At 69.5% G+C, this 18,044-nt stretch carries 20 protein-coding genes; 14 read left to right on the top strand and 6 right to left on the bottom strand.

From position 1 onward, the window contains the following. Positions 1-20: 20 nt before the first annotated feature. Positions 21-1,187, bottom strand: coding sequence for a hypothetical protein (locus PQI07_RS26035; protein WP_274927933.1), 1,167 nt, complete (start codon positions 1,185-1,187; stop codon positions 21-23). A 109-nt stretch (positions 1,188-1,296) separates the two neighbouring features. Beyond that, entirely contained in the window at positions 1,297-1,455 is a 159-nt protein-coding gene (locus PQI07_RS26040) for a hypothetical protein (RefSeq protein ID WP_274927934.1), read from the bottom strand. Positions 1,456-1,676: 221 nt separating this feature from the next. Between PQI07_RS26040 and PQI07_RS26045 the strand changes: the two genes are divergently transcribed. Both PQI07_RS26045 and PQI07_RS26050 read left to right on the top strand, forming a co-directional pair. Then, positions 1,677-2,759: a GGDEF domain-containing protein gene (locus tag PQI07_RS26045; RefSeq protein WP_274927935.1), complete on the top strand. Its 1,083-nt coding sequence runs from the start codon at positions 1,677-1,679 to the stop codon at positions 2,757-2,759. 126 nt (positions 2,760-2,885) lie between these two features. Then, entirely contained in the window at positions 2,886-3,455 is a 570-nt protein-coding gene (locus PQI07_RS26050; protein WP_274927936.1) for a hypothetical protein, read from the top strand. Positions 3,456-3,761: 306 nt separating this feature from the next. Here PQI07_RS26050 and PQI07_RS26055 read toward each other — a convergent pair whose 3' ends face one another. After that, the gene (locus tag PQI07_RS26055) at positions 3,762-4,487 is read right to left on the bottom strand and encodes a hypothetical protein (protein WP_274927937.1); all 726 of its coding nucleotides are present in this window, start codon (positions 4,485-4,487) and stop codon (positions 3,762-3,764) included. Between the two features lie 133 nt (positions 4,488-4,620). Here PQI07_RS26055 and PQI07_RS26060 point away from each other — a divergent pair, with 133 nt between their 5' ends. Continuing rightward, the gene (locus PQI07_RS26060) at positions 4,621-5,295 is read left to right on the top strand and encodes a DsbA family protein (protein ID WP_274927938.1); all 675 of its coding nucleotides are present in this window, start codon (positions 4,621-4,623) and stop codon (positions 5,293-5,295) included. 121 nt (positions 5,296-5,416) lie between these two features. Further along, positions 5,417-5,839 carry a hypothetical protein gene (locus tag PQI07_RS26065; protein ID WP_274927939.1) on the top strand — a complete coding sequence of 141 codons (423 nt, stop codon included), beginning with the start codon at positions 5,417-5,419 and terminating at the stop codon, positions 5,837-5,839. A 160-nt stretch (positions 5,840-5,999) separates the two neighbouring features. Here the strand turns inward: PQI07_RS26065 and PQI07_RS26070 are convergent, their stop codons facing one another. Then, positions 6,000-6,752, bottom strand: coding sequence for a hypothetical protein (locus PQI07_RS26070; RefSeq protein ID WP_274927940.1), 753 nt, complete (start codon positions 6,750-6,752; stop codon positions 6,000-6,002). A gap of 179 nt (positions 6,753-6,931) precedes the next feature. On the opposite strand from PQI07_RS26070, the gene PQI07_RS26075 reads away from it, so the two are divergent. Beyond that, positions 6,932-7,507 (top strand): hypothetical protein, encoded by a 576-nt coding sequence (locus PQI07_RS26075; protein ID WP_274927941.1) that lies wholly within the window; start codon positions 6,932-6,934, stop codon positions 7,505-7,507. Between the two features lie 63 nt (positions 7,508-7,570). Beyond that, positions 7,571-8,665 (top strand): hypothetical protein, encoded by a 1,095-nt coding sequence (locus PQI07_RS26080; protein ID WP_274927942.1) that lies wholly within the window; start codon positions 7,571-7,573, stop codon positions 8,663-8,665. Positions 8,666-8,721: 56 nt separating this feature from the next. On the opposite strand, the gene PQI07_RS26085 is transcribed toward PQI07_RS26080, so the two are convergent. Then, the gene (locus PQI07_RS26085) at positions 8,722-9,270 is read right to left on the bottom strand and encodes a hypothetical protein (RefSeq protein WP_274927943.1); all 549 of its coding nucleotides are present in this window, start codon (positions 9,268-9,270) and stop codon (positions 8,722-8,724) included. A gap of 296 nt (positions 9,271-9,566) precedes the next feature. Here PQI07_RS26085 and PQI07_RS26090 point away from each other — a divergent pair, with 296 nt between their 5' ends. Beyond that, entirely contained in the window at positions 9,567-9,815 is a 249-nt protein-coding gene (locus PQI07_RS26090; protein ID WP_274927944.1) for a hypothetical protein, read from the top strand. A 10-nt stretch (positions 9,816-9,825) separates the two neighbouring features. Here PQI07_RS26090 and PQI07_RS26095 read toward each other — a convergent pair whose 3' ends face one another. Then, positions 9,826-10,152 carry a hypothetical protein gene (locus tag PQI07_RS26095; protein WP_274927945.1) on the bottom strand — a complete coding sequence of 109 codons (327 nt, stop codon included), beginning with the start codon at positions 10,150-10,152 and terminating at the stop codon, positions 9,826-9,828. 359 nt (positions 10,153-10,511) lie between these two features. Between PQI07_RS26095 and PQI07_RS26100 the strand changes: the two genes are divergently transcribed. The 7 genes from PQI07_RS26100 to PQI07_RS26130 all read left to right on the top strand — a co-directional run bounded on the left by PQI07_RS26100 (position 10,512) and on the right by PQI07_RS26130 (position 18,044). Beyond that, on the top strand, positions 10,512-10,709 hold the full coding sequence (locus PQI07_RS26100; RefSeq protein WP_342462654.1) for a hypothetical protein: 198 nt from the start codon (positions 10,512-10,514) through the stop codon (positions 10,707-10,709). A gap of 41 nt (positions 10,710-10,750) precedes the next feature. Beyond that, positions 10,751-11,164: a hypothetical protein gene (locus PQI07_RS26105; protein ID WP_274927947.1), complete on the top strand. Its 414-nt coding sequence runs from the start codon at positions 10,751-10,753 to the stop codon at positions 11,162-11,164. A gap of 77 nt (positions 11,165-11,241) precedes the next feature. Further along, positions 11,242-13,413 (top strand): DEAD/DEAH box helicase, encoded by a 2,172-nt coding sequence (locus PQI07_RS26110; protein WP_274927948.1) that lies wholly within the window; start codon positions 11,242-11,244, stop codon positions 13,411-13,413. 78 nt (positions 13,414-13,491) lie between these two features. Next, entirely contained in the window at positions 13,492-13,773 is a 282-nt protein-coding gene (locus tag PQI07_RS26115; RefSeq protein WP_274927949.1) for a hypothetical protein, read from the top strand. Then, complete coding sequence (locus PQI07_RS26120; protein WP_274927950.1) at positions 13,773-15,164, top strand: hypothetical protein; 1,392 nt, start codon at positions 13,773-13,775, stop codon at positions 15,162-15,164. Before PQI07_RS26115 ends, PQI07_RS26120 begins: the two co-directional genes overlap by 1 nt. 171 nt (positions 15,165-15,335) lie before the next feature. Continuing rightward, complete coding sequence (locus PQI07_RS26125; RefSeq protein WP_274927951.1) at positions 15,336-15,968, top strand: hypothetical protein; 633 nt, start codon at positions 15,336-15,338, stop codon at positions 15,966-15,968. A gap of 186 nt (positions 15,969-16,154) precedes the next feature. Beyond that, positions 16,155-18,044 carry a putative bifunctional diguanylate cyclase/phosphodiesterase gene (locus PQI07_RS26130; RefSeq protein WP_274927952.1) on the top strand — a complete coding sequence of 630 codons (1,890 nt, stop codon included), beginning with the start codon at positions 16,155-16,157 and terminating at the stop codon, positions 18,042-18,044.

Raw genomic sequence — 18,044 nt, forward strand, 5'->3', positions numbered from 1 at the left:
CCCGAAGGTCCCGGCCGCTGTCATTCCGCCGCCTGAAGGAACGAGGGGATCTCGACCGCCCGTCGCTCGGCAAAGTCCTTCAGCTCGTCGCAAGTCGCCAGCCTGTGGCGTCCGTCGACCACGAAGGCGTCGCCGTCGCGGACCACCGAGTAGCCCTTGCGACGGAGGCCGGTGACGGCGGCCTCCGTCGGGTCGAGCTGCAGGCGGGTGACCCCGCGCTCGGCCATGAAGCGCGCGATCGCGTCCGCCGCGGAGCTGCGGACCGACAGCGCGTCCTCGCGGGTCGCAACCTTCCTCGGCTTCGCGGCCGGGAGGACGCGGCGGACGACGCCGCCGGCGACGTTCCCGCCCCGCCCCTCGGCCACCGCGAGGGCGCGGGCCTTGCGGGCCTCCGACTCCTCGCGCTCCCGCTTTTCGGCGGTCGCCACGGAAGCCGCGAGCCGCTTGGCCTCGGCGCGTTCGGCGGTACGCCGGCGCCGCTCCTCGGCCGCAGCGGCCTCGCGTGCAAGCTTGGTCCGCTCGCGTTCCAGGCGCTTCGCCTCGGCGGCTTCGGCCCGACGGACGCGCTCGGCCTCGGCCTTCTCGGCCTTGGCGCACGCAGCCGCCTGCGCCTTGGCCGCGCGATCCGCCCGAGCCGCCTCCGCCAGGATGGCGTCGGCATCCAGCTTGGCCTTCGCGGCCGCGGTCCTCGCCCGGGCACGGGAGGCTTCGGCTGCGATGCGGACCGCCTCGCGATCGCGAAGAACGGCAGCGACCTTCGGCTCGGCCCGGACGGGAGGCGCCCGGGGCACGGCCGTCCGGCCGGTCTCGATCCGAGCGGCCGCCGGCGTCACGGCCGGGATCCGCAGTCGCGGAGCGGGTGCGCGGGGTGCGCTCCCCTGGAAGCCGCGGCCGCGCTTCAGCTCGAGATCCTCAAGCTTCCACCGGATGCTGCCGATCGGCTTCCCGAGGTCCGCCGCCATGGCCTCGTGCGTCGCGCCGTCGTCGAAGAGCGTGCGCAGGCGCGCGACCGCGATCTCGTCCCAGTCCTGACGGACGGGAGCGACGATCCGCAGGAGCTTGGCGCGCAGTTCCACGGCACCGGAGGGCCGGCCGAGAACCGGAGCCGCCTGGCGCGGGGACAGGCCTTCGTCCACGACGAGACGGCGCAGATGCGCGTCGAGCTCGGGGGTCCAGGTCGGGAACATCGTTCAACTCCTCGGCGGAATCTGGTTCCGTCGAGGGCCGGGCGTCGCGCCCTGTCAGCCTATCGGACCGGAACCTCGTGGGCTCCGGTCTCGCTTCTCCCGTGGGAGATCAGTCGGTCCGGAGCTTATGCAGGACGGGGGATCCGACCTGCGGAAACGACGCGTGCGAGACCATCTCCCGCACGAGCGACAAGCGCGCGTAGGCTTCGCCCGACCACGATATGGTCGAGTTGCCGCCTTGCACGCCGCTTGTTCTGCCTTTGGTCATCGTTCCGTTCCGGCCGTGCTCGCCTAGACGAGCCGACATCGCGTGAGATGCGCACAAACATTGGAAACTGGCAACCGGTTCCGGGTGCCCATCCCGCACGAAGGCATCGACGACGCCGTCCGGCCGTCCACGCCATTCCTTCGATGCTTACAACTTTCAGCATCTCAGAAAACCATCGTGAACGAAGGAACGGTAGGCTCATGGACGAAGGGAGAAGCTCCGTGAGTGCCGACCTGCATAAGCCAACCAACGATGCCACTGCCGTCAGCGCCAGCCTGCTGATCGCCTCGGACATCATCGCCTTCGCCCACCGGCACGCGCTGCCGTTGGATCCCGAGGTGTTCGCGGCTCTTCACGGCTACATGGCCGATCCGCAGGGCGCGATCGGCGTCGAGGTCGCTCGACTGGTCGATGGCGACGGGGTCACGGAGGACGCGCTGCGCGACATAGCCCGGCGACTCTCGGACCAGGACGGACGACGCAGGACGCGCACCGTCCAGAACGGCGTCGCCGATACCCTGACGGCGGTCACCGCCCGCCTCGGAGATCACGCGAGGTCGCTCGAGGAGGACGATGCCGTCCTGGACAGGGTCGAGCGCTCGCTGACGGCACTCCATGCAGGAATCGGCGACGCGGGTGACTCCGCGCCCGTAACCGAAGCCCTGCGCTCCATCGCGGCCCTGCAGCGGGGCCGACTGGCGGCGCAACGCGCGGCACTGGCGGAGTTCGGGCGGGCTATCCGTGCAGAGCAGGACAAGGTCGCCGCCCTTCGGCGGGAGATCGATGATCTGCGGACGGAGAGCAATCACGACAAGCTGACCGGCCTGCTCAATCGACGCGGGCTCGAGGCGGGCCTGCAGGGCCTCGCCGGCGGCGCCTGCACCCTGCTCATGCTGGACATCGACCACTTCAAGAAGATCAACGACTTCCACGGTCATCCCTCCGGGGACGGCGTGATCAAATCGGTCGGCGCCATCATCAGGCAGTGCGTCCGCGAATGCGATCTGGTGGCCCGCTACGGCGGCGAGGAGTTCGCCGTGATCCTGCCCGGCCTCCTGCCCTCCGCCGCGGAGATCATCGCCAGCCGCATACGGGTGACGGTCGCAGCCCGCCAGTTCGTCAAACGAGCCACCAGCCAGCCCCTGGGCAAGGTCACCGTGTCGATCGGCGGTGCCGAACGGATGCCGGGCGAGGGCTGGACGGCGCTGGTGGATCGCGCGGACGAGGCGTTGTACGCGTCCAAGAGGGCCGGGCGCGACCGCATAACCTTCAATCGTGGGAAGGAATGGAAAGTCGCGTGCTGACTTGATGGCCGCCGTTCCTTGCCAGGAAGGGTTCGAAAGACTTCGTTAACCGAGACGAAACCTATGGTGCCGTAGCACGTTCATCCACCGCCATGCTTGGCGGCTGAGGTCCTCACGGAGGCGGGAATGAACGGTTTGCCCATGCTGCGCGCGAACGCGCTCGCCGAAGTCGCCGCCGGCGGGCAGGGCGACCCGCTCTGGACGGCCTATTGGCCGATGAGCGCGCACTCCATCTGGTTCGACAGCTTTCTCGTCGCCATCATGCTCGTCGCCGGCCTGACCCTGGCGCTGCTGTCGGCGTGGACCCGGATCGGGAAGCGTTCGAGGGCCGCCATGGGCTTGCTCTCCATCGGTCTGTCGCTCCCGGCCCTGACCTACGTGGTCGCCCTTCGCCCCTCGATGGTGGACGGCGCGGTGGTCCTGAAGCAGGACCGGCTCGTCGCCATGCAACGGGACATCGCCGGCAACCGGTACATCCGCACGATCCGGTTCTCCGACGTCGTGAACGCGACCGTCGTCGAGGATCCGACCGGGAACGTCGTCGCGACCTTCAAGACGTGCATGCCGAAGCCGCAGGCGGTCTTCGTGTTCCTGCCGCAGAGCACCGGCCGGAGCCTCGTCGAAGCAATGCGGACCACCGAGATCCGCAAGCACGCCGGCGAGCCCAACTGCCAAGCGCCCGGGCTGCCAATCTGAAGCTTCGGCCTCGCGACACAACCCTACGAAGTTGCACGAAGGGATCGGAGATGCAGCTCCGATCCCTTTTCTACATAAACGTCCCTTCGGTTCGGGTACCCAAAAAGCGGCCGGGCGAGACCGACGAATCCGGGTCCCGTGATTGGGCGTGGAATAAGGCCCCCGGGCAGTCAGACGTCAGGCGCCTCCGCCGTCCGATCCACTGCCTACGCAACACGCCAAGATCGCGAAGTCGCCCAAACGATTTTGGGCTGCTCGGCTTCGACATCCCGGTGCGGATAGAACCGCAACCAATGTAAAGTCGAGCTACTGAGGGTACCGCCCCCGGAACGTGTGATTGCCGTCGATCCACCACTTGGCGACGTACCGCTGCCTGATCGGGCACCGGACCAGCGCCTCGCCGTCGATCTTCACGGGAGCGTTGGGCTGGACCGCCACGACGATTTCGTTCTTCTCGCCGGCGCGTCCGGTGCGAAGCTCGGCGTCGGGCGCGCCCACGGCCGCACAGTTGCCGCGCAGGAGGGCCTGGAACCCGCTGTCCCTGACGGGATCTCCGCTCCCGCTCGTGATCGCGCAGTAGCGGCCGTGGATCTGGATCGCGGAGCCCCCGAGGCCGTCGAGCAGGACGGAGACGCGGTCCGCGGACGTGTCCTGCGGATTGTCGCAGCCCGCGGTCGCCGGCGCCAGAATGCCATCAAGGCGCCCGGCGACGTCCTCCAGATACGAAGCCTTGTTCGACTTCGGCATCGCCAGCTGGCGGACCGCGAGAACCTTCGAGACCACGCCGCGGCGTCCCGGCCGCCCGATGGCCTCGGCGCGGCAGGTGGATCCCTGCTCGCAGACCGACTGGACGAGACGCTCCGGTTCGCTGTCGGCCTGGAACGCGCAGTCCCCGAGGATCGACCCCGCCATGCCGGATCCGGTCTCGAGGACACCCTCGCAGACCAGTCTCGGCCCCGCTCCGGCCGGTTTGGCGTGCGAAGCGCCCGACCATGCGGCGATGAACGCACAGACGATGATGGTCTTCTTCATCGGATCCTCCCGTCGGCGACGATATACCGGCGGGGCCGCATCGCAACCGCCCAGTCCCGAACCGGTCGCCTTGCCGGGACGGTCCGAGAGGGCTACTCGAATCATAGGGTCCTTCATTCCTTCAGGCCGCCCGATGACGATCGACCGCCGTTCCTTGATTGCCCTCGGTGCAGCCTCCGTTCTGGGACCGTCATCCGCGGGTGCTGGCGAGACGGCCGAAACCGCTGCCCGATCTTCGCTCGACGTCGTCGCGGGAACGCTGCCGGACAAGTTCATCGGCGACGGCGGCCGGACCCTTTACGTCTATCTCTCCCTCGGGTGCCCGAGCTGCGCGCGGTTCCACGCGTCCACGCTGCCGGAGCTCCGGCGATCCCTGGTCGGGGAGGGCGGACTGCGCATCGTCTACCGGGAATTCCCGCTCGACGTCCGCGCCTTCGCGGCCGCCATGATCGTCCGGAAGTCCGGCGACAGGTATTTCGACGCCCTCGACCTCCTGTTCGCGGAACAGGCCACCTGGGTCGCGTCCGGAGACCCAGGTCCGATCTTCCGTCGCCTGGCCGCCCAGGTGGGCGTAGACCGGGAGGCCTACGACGCCACCATGGTCGACCGACCGCTTTACGAGGGTCTGAGCGCCATCAAGGAGCAGGCGAGGCGTCTCGGCGTGAGGGGCACGCCCACGCTGTTCGTCCGCGGCAGGAAGATCGAGGGCGATCTACCTGCGTCGGCGATCGCCTCGGAGTACGCGGGTGACGGGTCTCTCCCGGCTCGGGACCATGCCGGGACCGCGGCGACCGGCGGCGTCCGATGACGGGAGGAGGTCGTCCCGCCCGTGCCGGGCGCAGCCCCTACCTTGGTGCCTCCGCCCGGCTTGCCGTATGTTCGTCCCCCGAGCACCGCCCGACACCGTCCGGGCCGATCGGAGGAGCGCGATGACGGACGTTCTGGAGCGCATCGCCGCGGATCGGGAGCGCACCCGCCGGCGCGTGCGCGAGATCATCGGCGAGCACGGTGCCGAAGCCCTGGCGGAATTCGATGCCGGCATGGAGCACGTCGAGTCGGGTCGGTACGCGATGGCGATGCTCTGGCATTCCCTGAGCGAGCCGCAGCGGCGCGTCGTGCGGCTGCTGGGCGACGGCGATCGGGTCCTGGCGAGATGTCGGCATACGAGGCACTTCTACGACGCGCACGGCGGGGAGCATGCGGTGGACAAGGCCGCCGGCCGGGGCACGGTCGCCAAGCTCGTCGCGCATGGCGTTCTCAGGTGGTCGGGCAAACCGTCTGACCCGGAGCAGCTGGCCGAGCTGGCTTCGCGCGGCCGCGGACTTCTGGCGGCACTGCTCTCCCGGAACTGAGACGAGGCCTTCAGGCAAGAAAAAGACCCGCGGGCGAACCCGCAGGTCAGGGAGTCTCGACAGACGATCCCGCCGCCGACGCATGGTCAGGCCTCAAGATCGGGATGAGATTTGTGCAAGGCGGCGCAAGATGCAAATCGGGTTGCGGGCGAGCCGTCGGTCAGCGGTACGTCGGTCGCGGGACGACGTCCGCGGAGGCGACGGCGAGATCGCCCGAGAACGCCTGAAGGGCCTCGATGCCCGACCTCGCTCCGATCGCGCGCAGGACCGCGTCGTCGACCGCATACGCGGACGGCAGCTGGGCCTGCCCGGCACCCGTGGCCACGAGGTACATGATCGATCCAGCCTTCGTCCCGAACCTGACGGCGACGTGCACGATGGTCGGGTCGAGTTCCGCGGCCGGCACGCCCAGGCGCTCCGCGAGCACCCGCTTCTGGAACGACGCCTCCGAAGCCATGAGGCGCGACGAGGCCACCGGGTCCCCGCGCAGGCGGTCCACGTACCGCGCGACCGCGGGGTCGGCGAGGTCGTATGTTTCGGCAAGGGTCTCGTCCAAGGTCGTTTCGCGCAGGCCCGACTGCGGTTCACGCGCCAGGATCTGGGCGATGCGGACCCGTCCCAGACCGTAGACGTCGTTCCGGACGAGATCGGGAAAGCGGCCGGCATAGGCGGCCATGGCCGCAAGCTCGCCGCCGACCGGCACCACCCGGGCCAGGACCGTGGGAAGGACGTCGGGCGCGGAGGCGGCATGTTCGACCGCGGGTCGGTCCATGCCCGGGATGCCGTCCGGGTATCGCAGAGCGGCTGCGGCACCCGCCGTACCCAGGACCGCCACGGCCAGCGTCGCGGCGATCCGCGCCCCGGGGGAGGCGAACAGGACTAAGCCCGGCCTCATGTAGCGTTTCACCGTCATCGTCCCCCTCCCTCCTTAAGGAACAAGGTTGCTCCTGTTGCGCGAAAGGAACAACCCGGCAGTATCGGCTTAACCCACCTTCGCGGCAGGTCCCTATCGGCGCAATCCATTCCTTCACAGGGTCGGGCGGCCGGAGTAGGCTTGGACAAAGACCGAATCCCGTTCCGGATGCCGATCCCATGGCGAAAGCCCGCCCACAGACCCGCGACGCGCGGGTGCCGAACCGAAAGACCGGGCACGTCGTCGCCTTCCCGCGCCCGGCTCCTCCGTCCGCCGCCGTTCCGGCCGCTTCCGCGGTCCTCGCCGCTTCGCCCGGCCCCGCGTCGTTCCGGCAACCCGATCCCTCGTCCATCGTGGTCGAGGTCGATCTCGCGGCCGGTTCCTTCCTCGTCGGCGGGGTGCCGGTCGGCGTGCGCGCGCCCTTCGTCTACAGCGAGGCTTCGGACTCCTTCGTGATCGCCTTCACGAGCGAGCCGATCTGCTGGACGGCGCCCGGACGGCTCGCCCACATCGACATCGCCTTCGCGGCGGTCGACGCGATCCAGGATGCGCTGGCTGTTCTCGTGGACGACCAGCCGCGCCTTCTTGCTCTCGCACGGGTCGAGACCATGTCGCGGCGCCTCGTGCAGCTCGACGCCGACCTCCGCGGTTCCTCGGACGGGTCCCGGCGGCGCATGCGCGACGCGCTCGCGGCCGAACTCGTCGCCGCGCGCCGCGCCCTGCTCGTCGACGCCAGTTCGCTCCGCGCCGCGTGAGCGCGCATTGCGCCTTTCGTCGGACGCCGCGATCCTTCCCGGAAAGGAACCGGGAACGCAGCGATGAATCCTCTGGCGAACAAGATCGCGGGCTACCGCTACCCTGACGGCTTCCGGAAGGACCTCGTCTTCGACGGCGGCCGCAGCATGATCCTCGTCGCCGCATCGGCCTACGATGCCGGTGGCATGATCGGGCCCGAGTACAACGGCCTCCTCGTCATCGATTCCGACAACAACAGCATCGTGCTCGAGCAGCATATGCGCGAGGGCAGCGGCTCGCAGGGTCCGACCCGGAGCCAGAGGGCCGAGTTCGACCGCCTCTCGAACATGACCGAGTGGCGCGACTTCGCCGCCTGGCTGAAGAGCGTTCCGGGCTTCAAGGGCGGCGTGCCCGACATCGACCAGACGGAGCCGACGCGGCCGTCCCTGAACGCGATCGTCCTCAAGGCCGCGCGCGACCGGACGGTTCCGGGCCTGCCGGGCGAGGACATCCTGCCGGAGGAGTTGCGCAGGGGGCACGACGCGCCGGAGAACGGCTACGAATTCCCGCTCCGGACCCGCCTGGACATGGCCGCCTTCATCGCGGGCCACGCGACCTATGCGGAGCGCCGGCGCGACGCCCACCTCGCCTGGAACATCAAGGTCCACGAGGCCGACACGAGCGGCAAGGTGGAGAACGGCGAGGCTGCCATCGACCCCGCCTTCGACGAACTCTGGGCCGCGCATGCCGAGGAGAACTGGAGCGACGTCTTCTGGGCCGCGTGCAACGAGGGGCTGCGCGAGTACGTCGGCGGCGAAGCGTCGACCTACCCCGGGAGCGACCAGGGCGACTTCACCTTCCAGACCCGCGGGAGGCAGAGCGGCTACCTGGTCCTGACCGAATGGCGGGGCATGAGGATGGGCTTCGGCTCGCACGACGAGTTCGTGGACATGCTCCTCGCCATGGAGCCGAACGACCTCGCGGCGCTCTACGGCGCGGTCGTGTGCTTCGACAAGGACATCCAGCCCGAGCGCATCTTCGCCGACAACGTGGCCTTCCTGCGCGAAAGCCAGGAGGAGAAATGGGCCGACCCCGAGGTCGCCGAGAGGGCCGCCCGGAAGCTCGGCCTCGAGGATTGGGTCCATCCCTCCCGCAGCCCGGCGCCGGCGGCCGTCTGACCCCGCCCGGCAGCGTCGAAGCCTGCCCGGCGACCTCAGGCCGCCGGGATCGGGCCCTAGGCCGCGTTCGCCGCCACGCTCACGGTGCCGATGGCCTCCTCGTGGAAGCGGGCGCCGATCATGCTCTGCTTGTGAGGGTGGCGTTCCGTGAACATGCTCCTGTCGGCGATGCCCACGAACCGCACGTCCTTCCGGTTCGCGTCCGTGTTCCGGTCGACCAGAAGATAGAGCGTCACGCAGCCGAACAGCTGGGCATTCCTGTCGGCCTGGGGCAGATCGTCCTTGTCGATGTAGGCGGTGCGGGATTTGTCTGACCACTTGTACATCCCGACGTGCTTCACCTCCACGAAGAACGGCTCTCCGTCCAGGCTGACGAGGAAGTCGGGTCTCTTGCCCTCCGCCCGCGGGATCGCGTCGCAGAAGTTCAGCGGTGTCTGATCGAGCCTGATCCAGGGTATCCGGTGCGCGTCGAAGAAGAACATGGCGACCTTCTCCCCCGCGTCGCCGACATCCCGCGCATTCCACCTGCTGACGGGATGCTGAATCTTGAGACCCGCGATCTGCGTCACCGCCCGGGACCTTTTCTCCTGCTTCCAATCGGTCATCGAGGTCCCCGCCGCGACGGATGTCGCTCGGGCAATTCGTAGCGCCGCCGAGCTAAAGGGAACTCAACGACGATGGCCAACCGCCGATCAACATTCGGGATCGAATTGGCCGGAATACCGGCAAGGTCGCGTTCACCGTTGCCGAACGGCCGATCGCTCCGGGCGCGTTTCGTAGAGTGAGGAACGGCAGAGGCCGTCATCGAAGGAATGCACGTTGACAGGCCCATCAAGTCGGGGAACCTGCGGAACGGTCGTCGAGCTTTCTCGACGGCGTTCCTTTCCCAACGGACCAGACGATGCAACCGGTTACGAACGTCAAGATCGTCGACGAACGTCGCATCACCGGCCTCGGCATCGGCGCCTTGGCCGCCCTGACCCTCTCGGGTCTGCTGCTTCTCGCGATGGGCCTGTGGATCGGGTTCGATCCGACGTCATGGATGGCCGCGCGGTCCCTGGAGCGGTTCCTCGCCGCGCTCGGACTCGGCGGAGCGGTCGGGGCCGCGTTCGCCCTGGCCGCCGACATGATCCGTCAGGCCACCCGCTGAGATCGACCGGTCAGGGACGGGGGCCGGCGGCGAACTCGGCTCGGCGCGCCTCGACCGTCTCCAGGATCCTGGAGAAGTCGTCCGTGTGCAGGATCTCGCCGCCCTCGTCCGACCTGTGCTGGCCGTCCTCGGTCGCCTCCATCAGCCCGAACCGTTGCGCCTCCGGGAACTCCCGTCTGGCCGGATCCGCGTAGTCGACGAACAGGAACACCCGGGCCGCCGACGAATGGAAGCACGGGCTCGCCTCGTTCGACCAGGACACGTCATCGAAGTGGTCGGGCAGCGCCACGTCCAGCTCCCCGAAATCCGGGAACTCGTCCTTATAGCGTCCGATCATGCCGACCTCCTGCTGTCCGGGCACATCTGAGCTCCGCGGGGCGAAAGCCGCAAGCGCTCGTCGGGACGGCCTCAAAGCGGCCCGGAGCCCGTCCATCGGGCTCCGCGGCCCGCCGGAACCGGGAAAGCTGTGCGGGGGCAGCCAACCCGCGCCGGCAGTCGCACGTCCGTCATCGATCCCGCCCAGCATGGTGCCGTGGGGGTCGGGACAACGGGCTGGAATAACGGGGATAACGGGGACAGGCAGACCTCGGAGGCCGATTTCCTGTGGTGGTGATCGACCATACGGGTGGCTCGTCTGTTGTCCGTCGAACTTAACTCATGATGTGTCGTCGGAGGGTCGCAGCGATGCGGTTTCTGGTGAGCAGAACCAACGAGAACCGATGGGGCTGGAGCCTCCTCGGGCTGGCCGGCGAGACACTGGCCTCGTCGCAGCAGGACTTCCCGAGCGAGGTCCAGGCATCGGCCGCCGCCGTGGCCTTCTCGCAGCTGGTCGGCAGGGCCTCGAAGAGCATCGGCACCGCCTTCGACGGCGATCCGCAGCCCACGCTCCTCTGAACGCCCGAGGCCCGCGCCGCCTTGCGGCTTGCGGAGCCCCAGTGTCCCATCGCCGGATGGACCTGGAGCGCACACCGACGGCGATCGACGAGGACCGGCTCGACCGGTGGCTCCACGGTCGGTGCGCGCTGTTCGCCGCCGCGCTCCATCGCGTCACGGGCCTCCCGATCAGGGCGTGGCTCCAAGACGACCCCGACCTCGGCGTCCCCGTTCTCGTCCACGCCTTCGTGGTGCACGGCGAGGACGCGGTCGATGCGTCCGGGGTCCGCGATCCGTTCGACCTTCTTGCCGATTACGAGCATTGGGAGCCGTTCCTCGTCGACATGACGGAGGCGGAAGTCCTCGCCATCGGGGAGCCGCCCGAGGTCGAGCCCGCGATGCTGGTCCTTGCGATCGCGGACGCCTCCATCGTCGCTGCGGGTCTCCACCCGTCCGCATCGGCTCCCGCACCGTGACCGCGGCCGCAACGGCGGCTTACGCCCCGGTCCGGCCCGCTCCCGGGGCGACGCTCCACGAAGGCGTGCGAAGTTGGATGGCCGGCAAGGGATGGGCCGGGCTGCGTCCCATTCAGGAGCGGGCGGCGGCCGCCATCATGCGGAGCGACGAGGACGTCATCGTCGCTTCGGGAACGGCCTCCGGCAAGACGGAGGCCGCCTTCCTGCCGACGGTCTCGATGCTGGCGGCCTCGCCGGTCGGCACGGTCGGCATCCTGTCGGTCTCGCCCCTCCGTTCGCTGATCAACGACCAGCACGGTCGCCTCTCCTCCCTGGGGGAGGCGGTCGGCCTGCCGGTCACGCGGTGGCACGGCGAGACGCCGGCCGACGAGAAGCGGGCGCTGCGCAGGACGCCCCGGGGCATCGTGATCATCACGCCGGAATCGTTGGAGGCGCTGCTCCTCAAGCGGCGAGGCGACGTCGAACGGATGTTCGGCCACCTCCGCTTCGTCGTGATCGACGAGCTGCACGCGTTTCTCGCCGGCGAGCGGGGCGCCCATCTCGCGGCCCTCCTGGTTCGTCTGGACGCGGCCGTCGGTCGGCGCGTGAGGCGCATCGGCCTTTCGGCCACGCTCGGAGACCCGCGCATCGCGGCGACTTGGCTGAGGCCCTCCGCACCGGACCGCGTCGCGCTCGTCGAGGAGGATCTCGGCGCACGGCGGCCGATCGAGGTCCGCCTGGAATGCGTCGTCGAGCAGAACCGACCGGATTGGATCGAGGACGAGATCGCCGCCGAGGAGATGGGCTACAGGACCGGCACCGCGCAGCTGGCCGACCGGCTCGGGCCGCGGCTGTCCGAAGGGAAGAACCTGATCTTCGCCCCCTCGCGCAAGGCCGTGGAGACCCTCGCGGACGCCCTGCGGCGTCAGGCGGAGAGCTCCGGCTTCGAGAACGGCTTCCACCCGCACCACGGCTCGCTCGCCAAGGCCTACCGGCAGGCCGTGGAGGACGCGCTCCGGAAGCCGGGGACCCCCGCGACGGCGGTCGCGACCACCACGCTCGAGCTCGGCATCGACATCGGTCCGGTGGAGCGGGTGGTGAACGTGGGACCTCCACGTTCCCTCGCCGCTCTCCGGCAGCGGGCCGGCCGCTCCGGACGCAGACCCGGGACGGTCCCGATGCTCGACGTCGCGGTCGTCACCCGGGCGCCGGCACCCGACTGCGGACCGCTCGAGGCGATCCAACCGGACGTCGTGTGCGCCGCGGCCGCGATCCACCTCCTCCAGGCGGGCTTCGTGGAGCCGCCCGGCGACGCCCCCGCATCCCTGTCGGTCCTCTGCCACCAGATCCTGTGCATCGCCGCCTGCGAGGCGCCGGTGGACGCGCAACGCATCGCCGCGACCCTGGGAAGGGCCGCCCCTTTCCGGCGCTTCGGACCGCAGGTGCTGCGCGATCTGCTGATCCGTCTGTCGGCGCGGGAATCCGGGCTCCTCGAACGTCTGGGCGGCGGTCTCGTGCGGCCAGGGCCCGTCGGGCGCGCCATCCTCGAGAGCGCGGACGTCTTCTCTGTGTTTGCGACGCCGGTGGAACTCGCCCTCGTCTTCGAGGGGGCCCGGCTCGGCTCCGTCCCCATAGCCGGCGGCTCGCCGCTGGCCGCCGGCGACGGCGTCGTGTTCCAGGGGCGCCGGTGGACGATCGAGCGGATCGAGTTCGCCGAGAAGGTCGCCCACGTCGTGCCGGCCCCGAAGGGGTCGTCGATCCGCTTCGAAGGCGGGGAGGGCGCGCCGCTCCACGATGCGCTGCCGCGGGCCATGCGCCAGGTCTACGAGAGCGGCGTCTACCCGTCCTGGTTCGACCATGCCGCGCGCGGGGTCGTCCACCATGCGAGGCGCGCCTACGCGACCAGGGGAATGGACCGGAACCCGATCCAGACCGACGGCGGCGACGTCGTCCTGCTTCCGTTCGCTGGCACCCTGCGCCTGAAGGCCCTCGCCCTCGGCCTCCAGGGGGAGGGGCTGGAGGCGTCTGCCTCGTCGTACGCCGTCCACGTCGGGAACTGCGGCCCGGCCGCGGTCCGTGAGGTGCTGCGCACGGTCGCCGCCCGTTCGGCCGAACGTCTGGCGGACTGGATGGCCAGCCGCGGAGCGGTGCCGGAGGGGAAGTTCGACGGAACGCTCGATCCGGCCTTCCGGGCGGCGTGGTGGGCCCGGACCAACGACGTGGGCAGGCTGGCAGGCGAGACGGCCTCGTTCCTTCTCGCCGCCCGGTGATCCGTCTCGGGAAGCAATGGGAAACATTGGCCCTTTTCGACCGCAGACCCCATGCTGACGGATCGAGAAGGAACAGACATGGACGCGCATCCTCCCCCGTCCGCCGGAACCGGCGCCGTCAACCTCCGCGGCGAGGTCGCCATCTACCTGTCCAGGCAGCCCGAGGTGCCGACGGCGCTCGTCGTGGACGGTCGCCTCGTCCGGGTGCTCGCCGGCGAACGGGTGCTGGGCGAGGCCGAATATACGGACCGGGTTCTGGAGGCGATCGGCAGGCGCTCGTCAGCCGTCGTCGGCGAGCTGGAGAGCGACGGCCGCGAGATCCGATCGGCCGTCGTGCCGGTGCTGAAGGGGAGGCGATGATGGACGCCGACGTCTCCGCTCTTCAGCGCTTCTCCGAAGTTCCCTACGTCATCGAGAGCCCGGCCGCGAACGCTCCGCTCGCGACGGCCGCGCAGATGAACGCGGCCGCAGGACTGGACCTCCGGCTCGACGAGAGCCGCGGCGTCACGCCCGAGCACTATCATCGGATCGTCGAAGACATCCGGCGCCAGCTCGCGTCCGATGCGGTGTCCCGGAAGGACGGCTACCGGATCGAGATCTTCGACCGGGCGGTCGCGGATCCCATGGCCGAGGCCCGGAAGGTCGACCGGACCCTGCACGGCTTCGCCCGCAATTTCAGCGAATCCAAGGACACCGGTCCGAACGCGACCGCCTACCGCGCCTCCGCCAAGTCCGTCTCCTGCATCGTCGTCGGCTGGAAGCCGGGCGACACCCCTGCCGAAGTCCTGGGGTCGCCGCTCGGCCTGCCGGATGCCTTCACCGGCGGGATGAACGAAGACCAGTTCCAGCGCCACGGCATCTTCCACGAGGTCGGACACTGCCTCCTGGGCGGCTCCGAGGCGAAGGCCGACACCTTCGCGGCCCTGATGATGCTGCGGCACTCGGACATGCCGACGAGTGCGATCACGGCGCTCGCGACCTTCCGCGAACTCTCGGAGTTCACCAGCCAGGATCCCAACGACGACCACTTCATCTCGGCGGCGCTCTGGCGGGTGGCCGAGATGGCGGATCAGCTGCGGGCGAACCCGAGGTTCATGGCGATGGACATGGGGGAGATCGCCTCCGTCGCGGACACGATCGGCGACAGGTTCGCATCGATGCCTGACGAGATCCGGAGCATCCGCACCTTCCGCGCGGCATTGAACGGCGTCGCGGCCGCCAAGACGCACTACGCCGTCGAACCGCACGGCCTCAGGCCTACCGACTTCAAAGGCTGGCTCGTCGCCAACTCGAGCATCCCCGAGATCGACCGCCTCGTGGCCCTATCGAGGAAGCTGACCGGCGGCGACGGCAAGGTGCAGGGGGCCCGGTTCGACCCCCAGCGGCTTCGCACCGCTCTCTCGCACCTGTCGGAGCGCGGTGATCCCACGGCGAAGAACCTGCTGAAACTGATGGGCCGTCGGATGCGCCCGATCCACGCACCGCCCGAGTACATGGTCGGCCCCGGCATCCCGCTGCCGTTCAGCTACCGGCCCTCTCCGCTCGTCGACGAGACGATCGGCTTCGATTCCATGACGCAGACGGTGAACTTCGACGCCTCGCAGCAGTCGTTCTCGATACACGACCGCTTCAGCGGCGCCGTCGTCCGTACCGGAATGGCCATGCCGGCGCAGCCGGATGCGTCGGCCGGGGAAGCGGATCGCGAACGCCCGATGGCGGAGGCGGTCCATTCCTACGGGCCGCGACCCTGAAGACGCCGCTAACGAAGGAACCAATTTGCGATCGGCGTTGCAAGGAGGCCGTAGACATTGGTTTCATTCCTTGCGAACGTGACCGCGATTCGGGGGAAGCCGTGCCGGAACGAGCATGGCGCCCCGCGTCTCGACGACGTTCCGCAACGTAACGCATAGGAAAGAGCCCCGATGACCGACGTCCGGATCCGGGTAGCCAAGACAATAGCCCGGGAGACGATCGACATCCTCGAAAGTCTCGTCACGAACAATGGAACGGACCGCTCGGGGGCGGCCGCCACCGCCGCATGCGTGACGCTGCTGCTGACCGGTCTCGCCGGCCGGAACCCGACCACCGCCGACGGGGGTGCGCAGGAGAGCGAGAACGGTCTGATCTTCGCGATCGCGATCCTTGATCTGCTGAGGGACGACGTGCCTGTCGACCTCCACACCGGCGACGGCATGCGCCCGGTCCTTCCGAGCTACATCCCCCAGGAGGCCGAGGGCCACATCATGTACGGCCTGACGCGCCTGCGCTCGGCCATCCAGAACTGGACGATGCTGCCGGGCGTGGACGGCGCCGACATCATCCAGGCCGGCTTCGCGGGCGGCATCCGGCAGTTCGTGAAGGACAACAGGACAGCCCGCCCCGCGGTCGCCTACGAACTCGTCTCGGCGCTGGGTCGCCTGATCGAGCCCGCACGATCCGCCGCGCCCCAGCCGGCACCCCACGTCCCTAGGGCGCCGGCGGAGGCCGATCCGTTCCGCGAGATGCGGATGCGCGTGGGGTTCAGCTTCCAGGCCGCGGCACGTGTGGCGGCCTGACGTCCGGCCTTCCCGCCCGTTCCATCGCTCACGTCCGAAGGGGTCGCCACGGCGGCCCCTTCGCCTTTTCCGCAACCAGGCGGCGATGGCATCGGATCCATGCAATCGCTTTAAGGCTTCGTTGACGCGTGGGGCATCAGGGTCGGTGCATCCTAATCCGTTCCTTCGACAGGGAGTGCTCCACCCATGCCTCGTCGCACCCTGCGGGTGTCCGTGCCGAATGCGAAGGGCTCCCGATACCCGCGGGTCGTCGGGCTCGGCACGGCCGCGAGCCTCGCCGTGGGCGGCGCGGCGGTCGGGGCGGCGTGCGGCTTGGCGATCGCCGTCTCGCCGCTGCCCTACGCGCTGGCGTGCGCGGCCGCCCTCGGGGGTGCCGGCACCGTCGGGCTCGGGTTGGGTCTGAGGCGCGCCACCCAGAGGTCGAGACGCAAGGCGCGCAGCTGGAAGGCCGCCGCCAAGATCGCCACCATCCGGGCCGACCAGTCGGCCGCCGCCTTCGTCCGGCTGCCCCACGGGGCCGCAGCCTTCGACGGGGAAGGCAGGCTGCTCGTCGCCAATCCCCGGTTCCACGAAGTCACCGGCATCCCGGCATCTGCGATGGCCACGGCGTCCTCGAAAGGGATCGCCGATCTCCTCCCCGATCCGCCGCAGCCCGGATCCGACACGGCCGGGCGGGACGTCGCCCTGGCCAACGGGCGCCACGTCCGGATCACCCGGACCTCGACCGCACGAGGCGGCTTCCTCCTCGTCGCCGAGGACGCGACCGAACGCATGGCCATCGAGACCGCGATGCGGAGGCTCGCCCGCACCGATCCGTTGACCGAGCTGCCGAACCGCACGGCATTCATGGACGAGATCGACGCGGAACTCGCCCGCGGCCTGCCGTTCGCCATGCTCTGCGTCGATCTCGACGGCTTCAAGAAGGTCAACGACAACCTCGGACATCCGATCGGCGACGCCCTTCTGCGCGAGGTGGCGGGCCGCATGAGGGGCATCCTCCGCGCCGACGACGTCCTGGCGCGCCTGGGCGGCGACGAGTTCGTGCTGCTGCAGCGGAATGCGCAGGACACGCGTGCGAGCGCGGATCTCGCCTCCCGCGTCGTCGATGCTCTCGGCAAACCCTTTTCGGTCGAGGGCCACAGGATCGACATCGGAGCCAGCGTGGGCATCGCGCGGGCGCCTGCCGACGGCTCGGCACGCAGGGAACTGCACAGGAAGGCCGATCTCGCGCTGTACCAGGCGAAGGCGGAGGGCAGGGGGACGTGGCGCGGCTTCGATGCCGCCATGGACGAGAAGGCCGGGCGCAGGCATCGGCTGGAAGCCGGGCTCCGCCGGGCGTTGCGCCGCAATGAGTTCGAACTCCACTACCAGCCCGTGATCGACGTCGTGTCGAACCGGCCGACGGTGATGGAGGCGTTCCTGCGCTGGACCTCGCCGGACATGGAGAGCGTGCCCGTGCCGGAATTCCTCCAGGTCGCCGAGGAGACCGGGCTGATCGTCCAGATCGGACGCTGGGTCCTGGAGAGCGCGTGCCGCGAGGCCACCGCCTGGGACGACGACATGCGCGTCGCCGTGAACGCGTCTCCCAGGCAGGTTCGCCAGCCGGGCTTCGCCGAGGAGGTCCTCGGCGTCCTGAAGCTCTCCGGACTGCGTCCGGACAGGCTGGAGATCGAGATCTCGGAGACGCTGTTCGACCCGCACGACGGCCGCAGCGCGGTCGAGCCTCTTCTGCGCCTGCGCGAGCGGGGCGTCCGCATCGTCCTCGACGACTTCGGCTCCGGCTGTTCGCGTCTCGCCGATCTGCGGGGCTTCCCGTTCGACCGGATCAAGGTCGCGGGCGCGATCGTCGGCGAACTCCGCCAGGACGAGGGTGCCGCGGCCGTCGTCCGATCCGTGGTGGCGCTCGGACGCGCCCTCGGATCGCGGGTCACGATCGAAGGGGTGGAGACCGAGGAGCAGATCCGACGGCTCATCGTCGAGGGCTGCACCGAGATGCAGGGCTACGCCTTCGGTCGGCCGCTGCCCGCCGACGCTGTTCCTTTCCTCCGCCGGCCTTCGGCGAAGGCGACCGCCTGA

Source organism: Methylobacterium sp. 092160098-2 (assembly GCF_028920805.1).
Taxonomy (GTDB): domain Bacteria; phylum Pseudomonadota; class Alphaproteobacteria; order Rhizobiales; family Beijerinckiaceae; genus Methylobacterium; species Methylobacterium fujisawaense.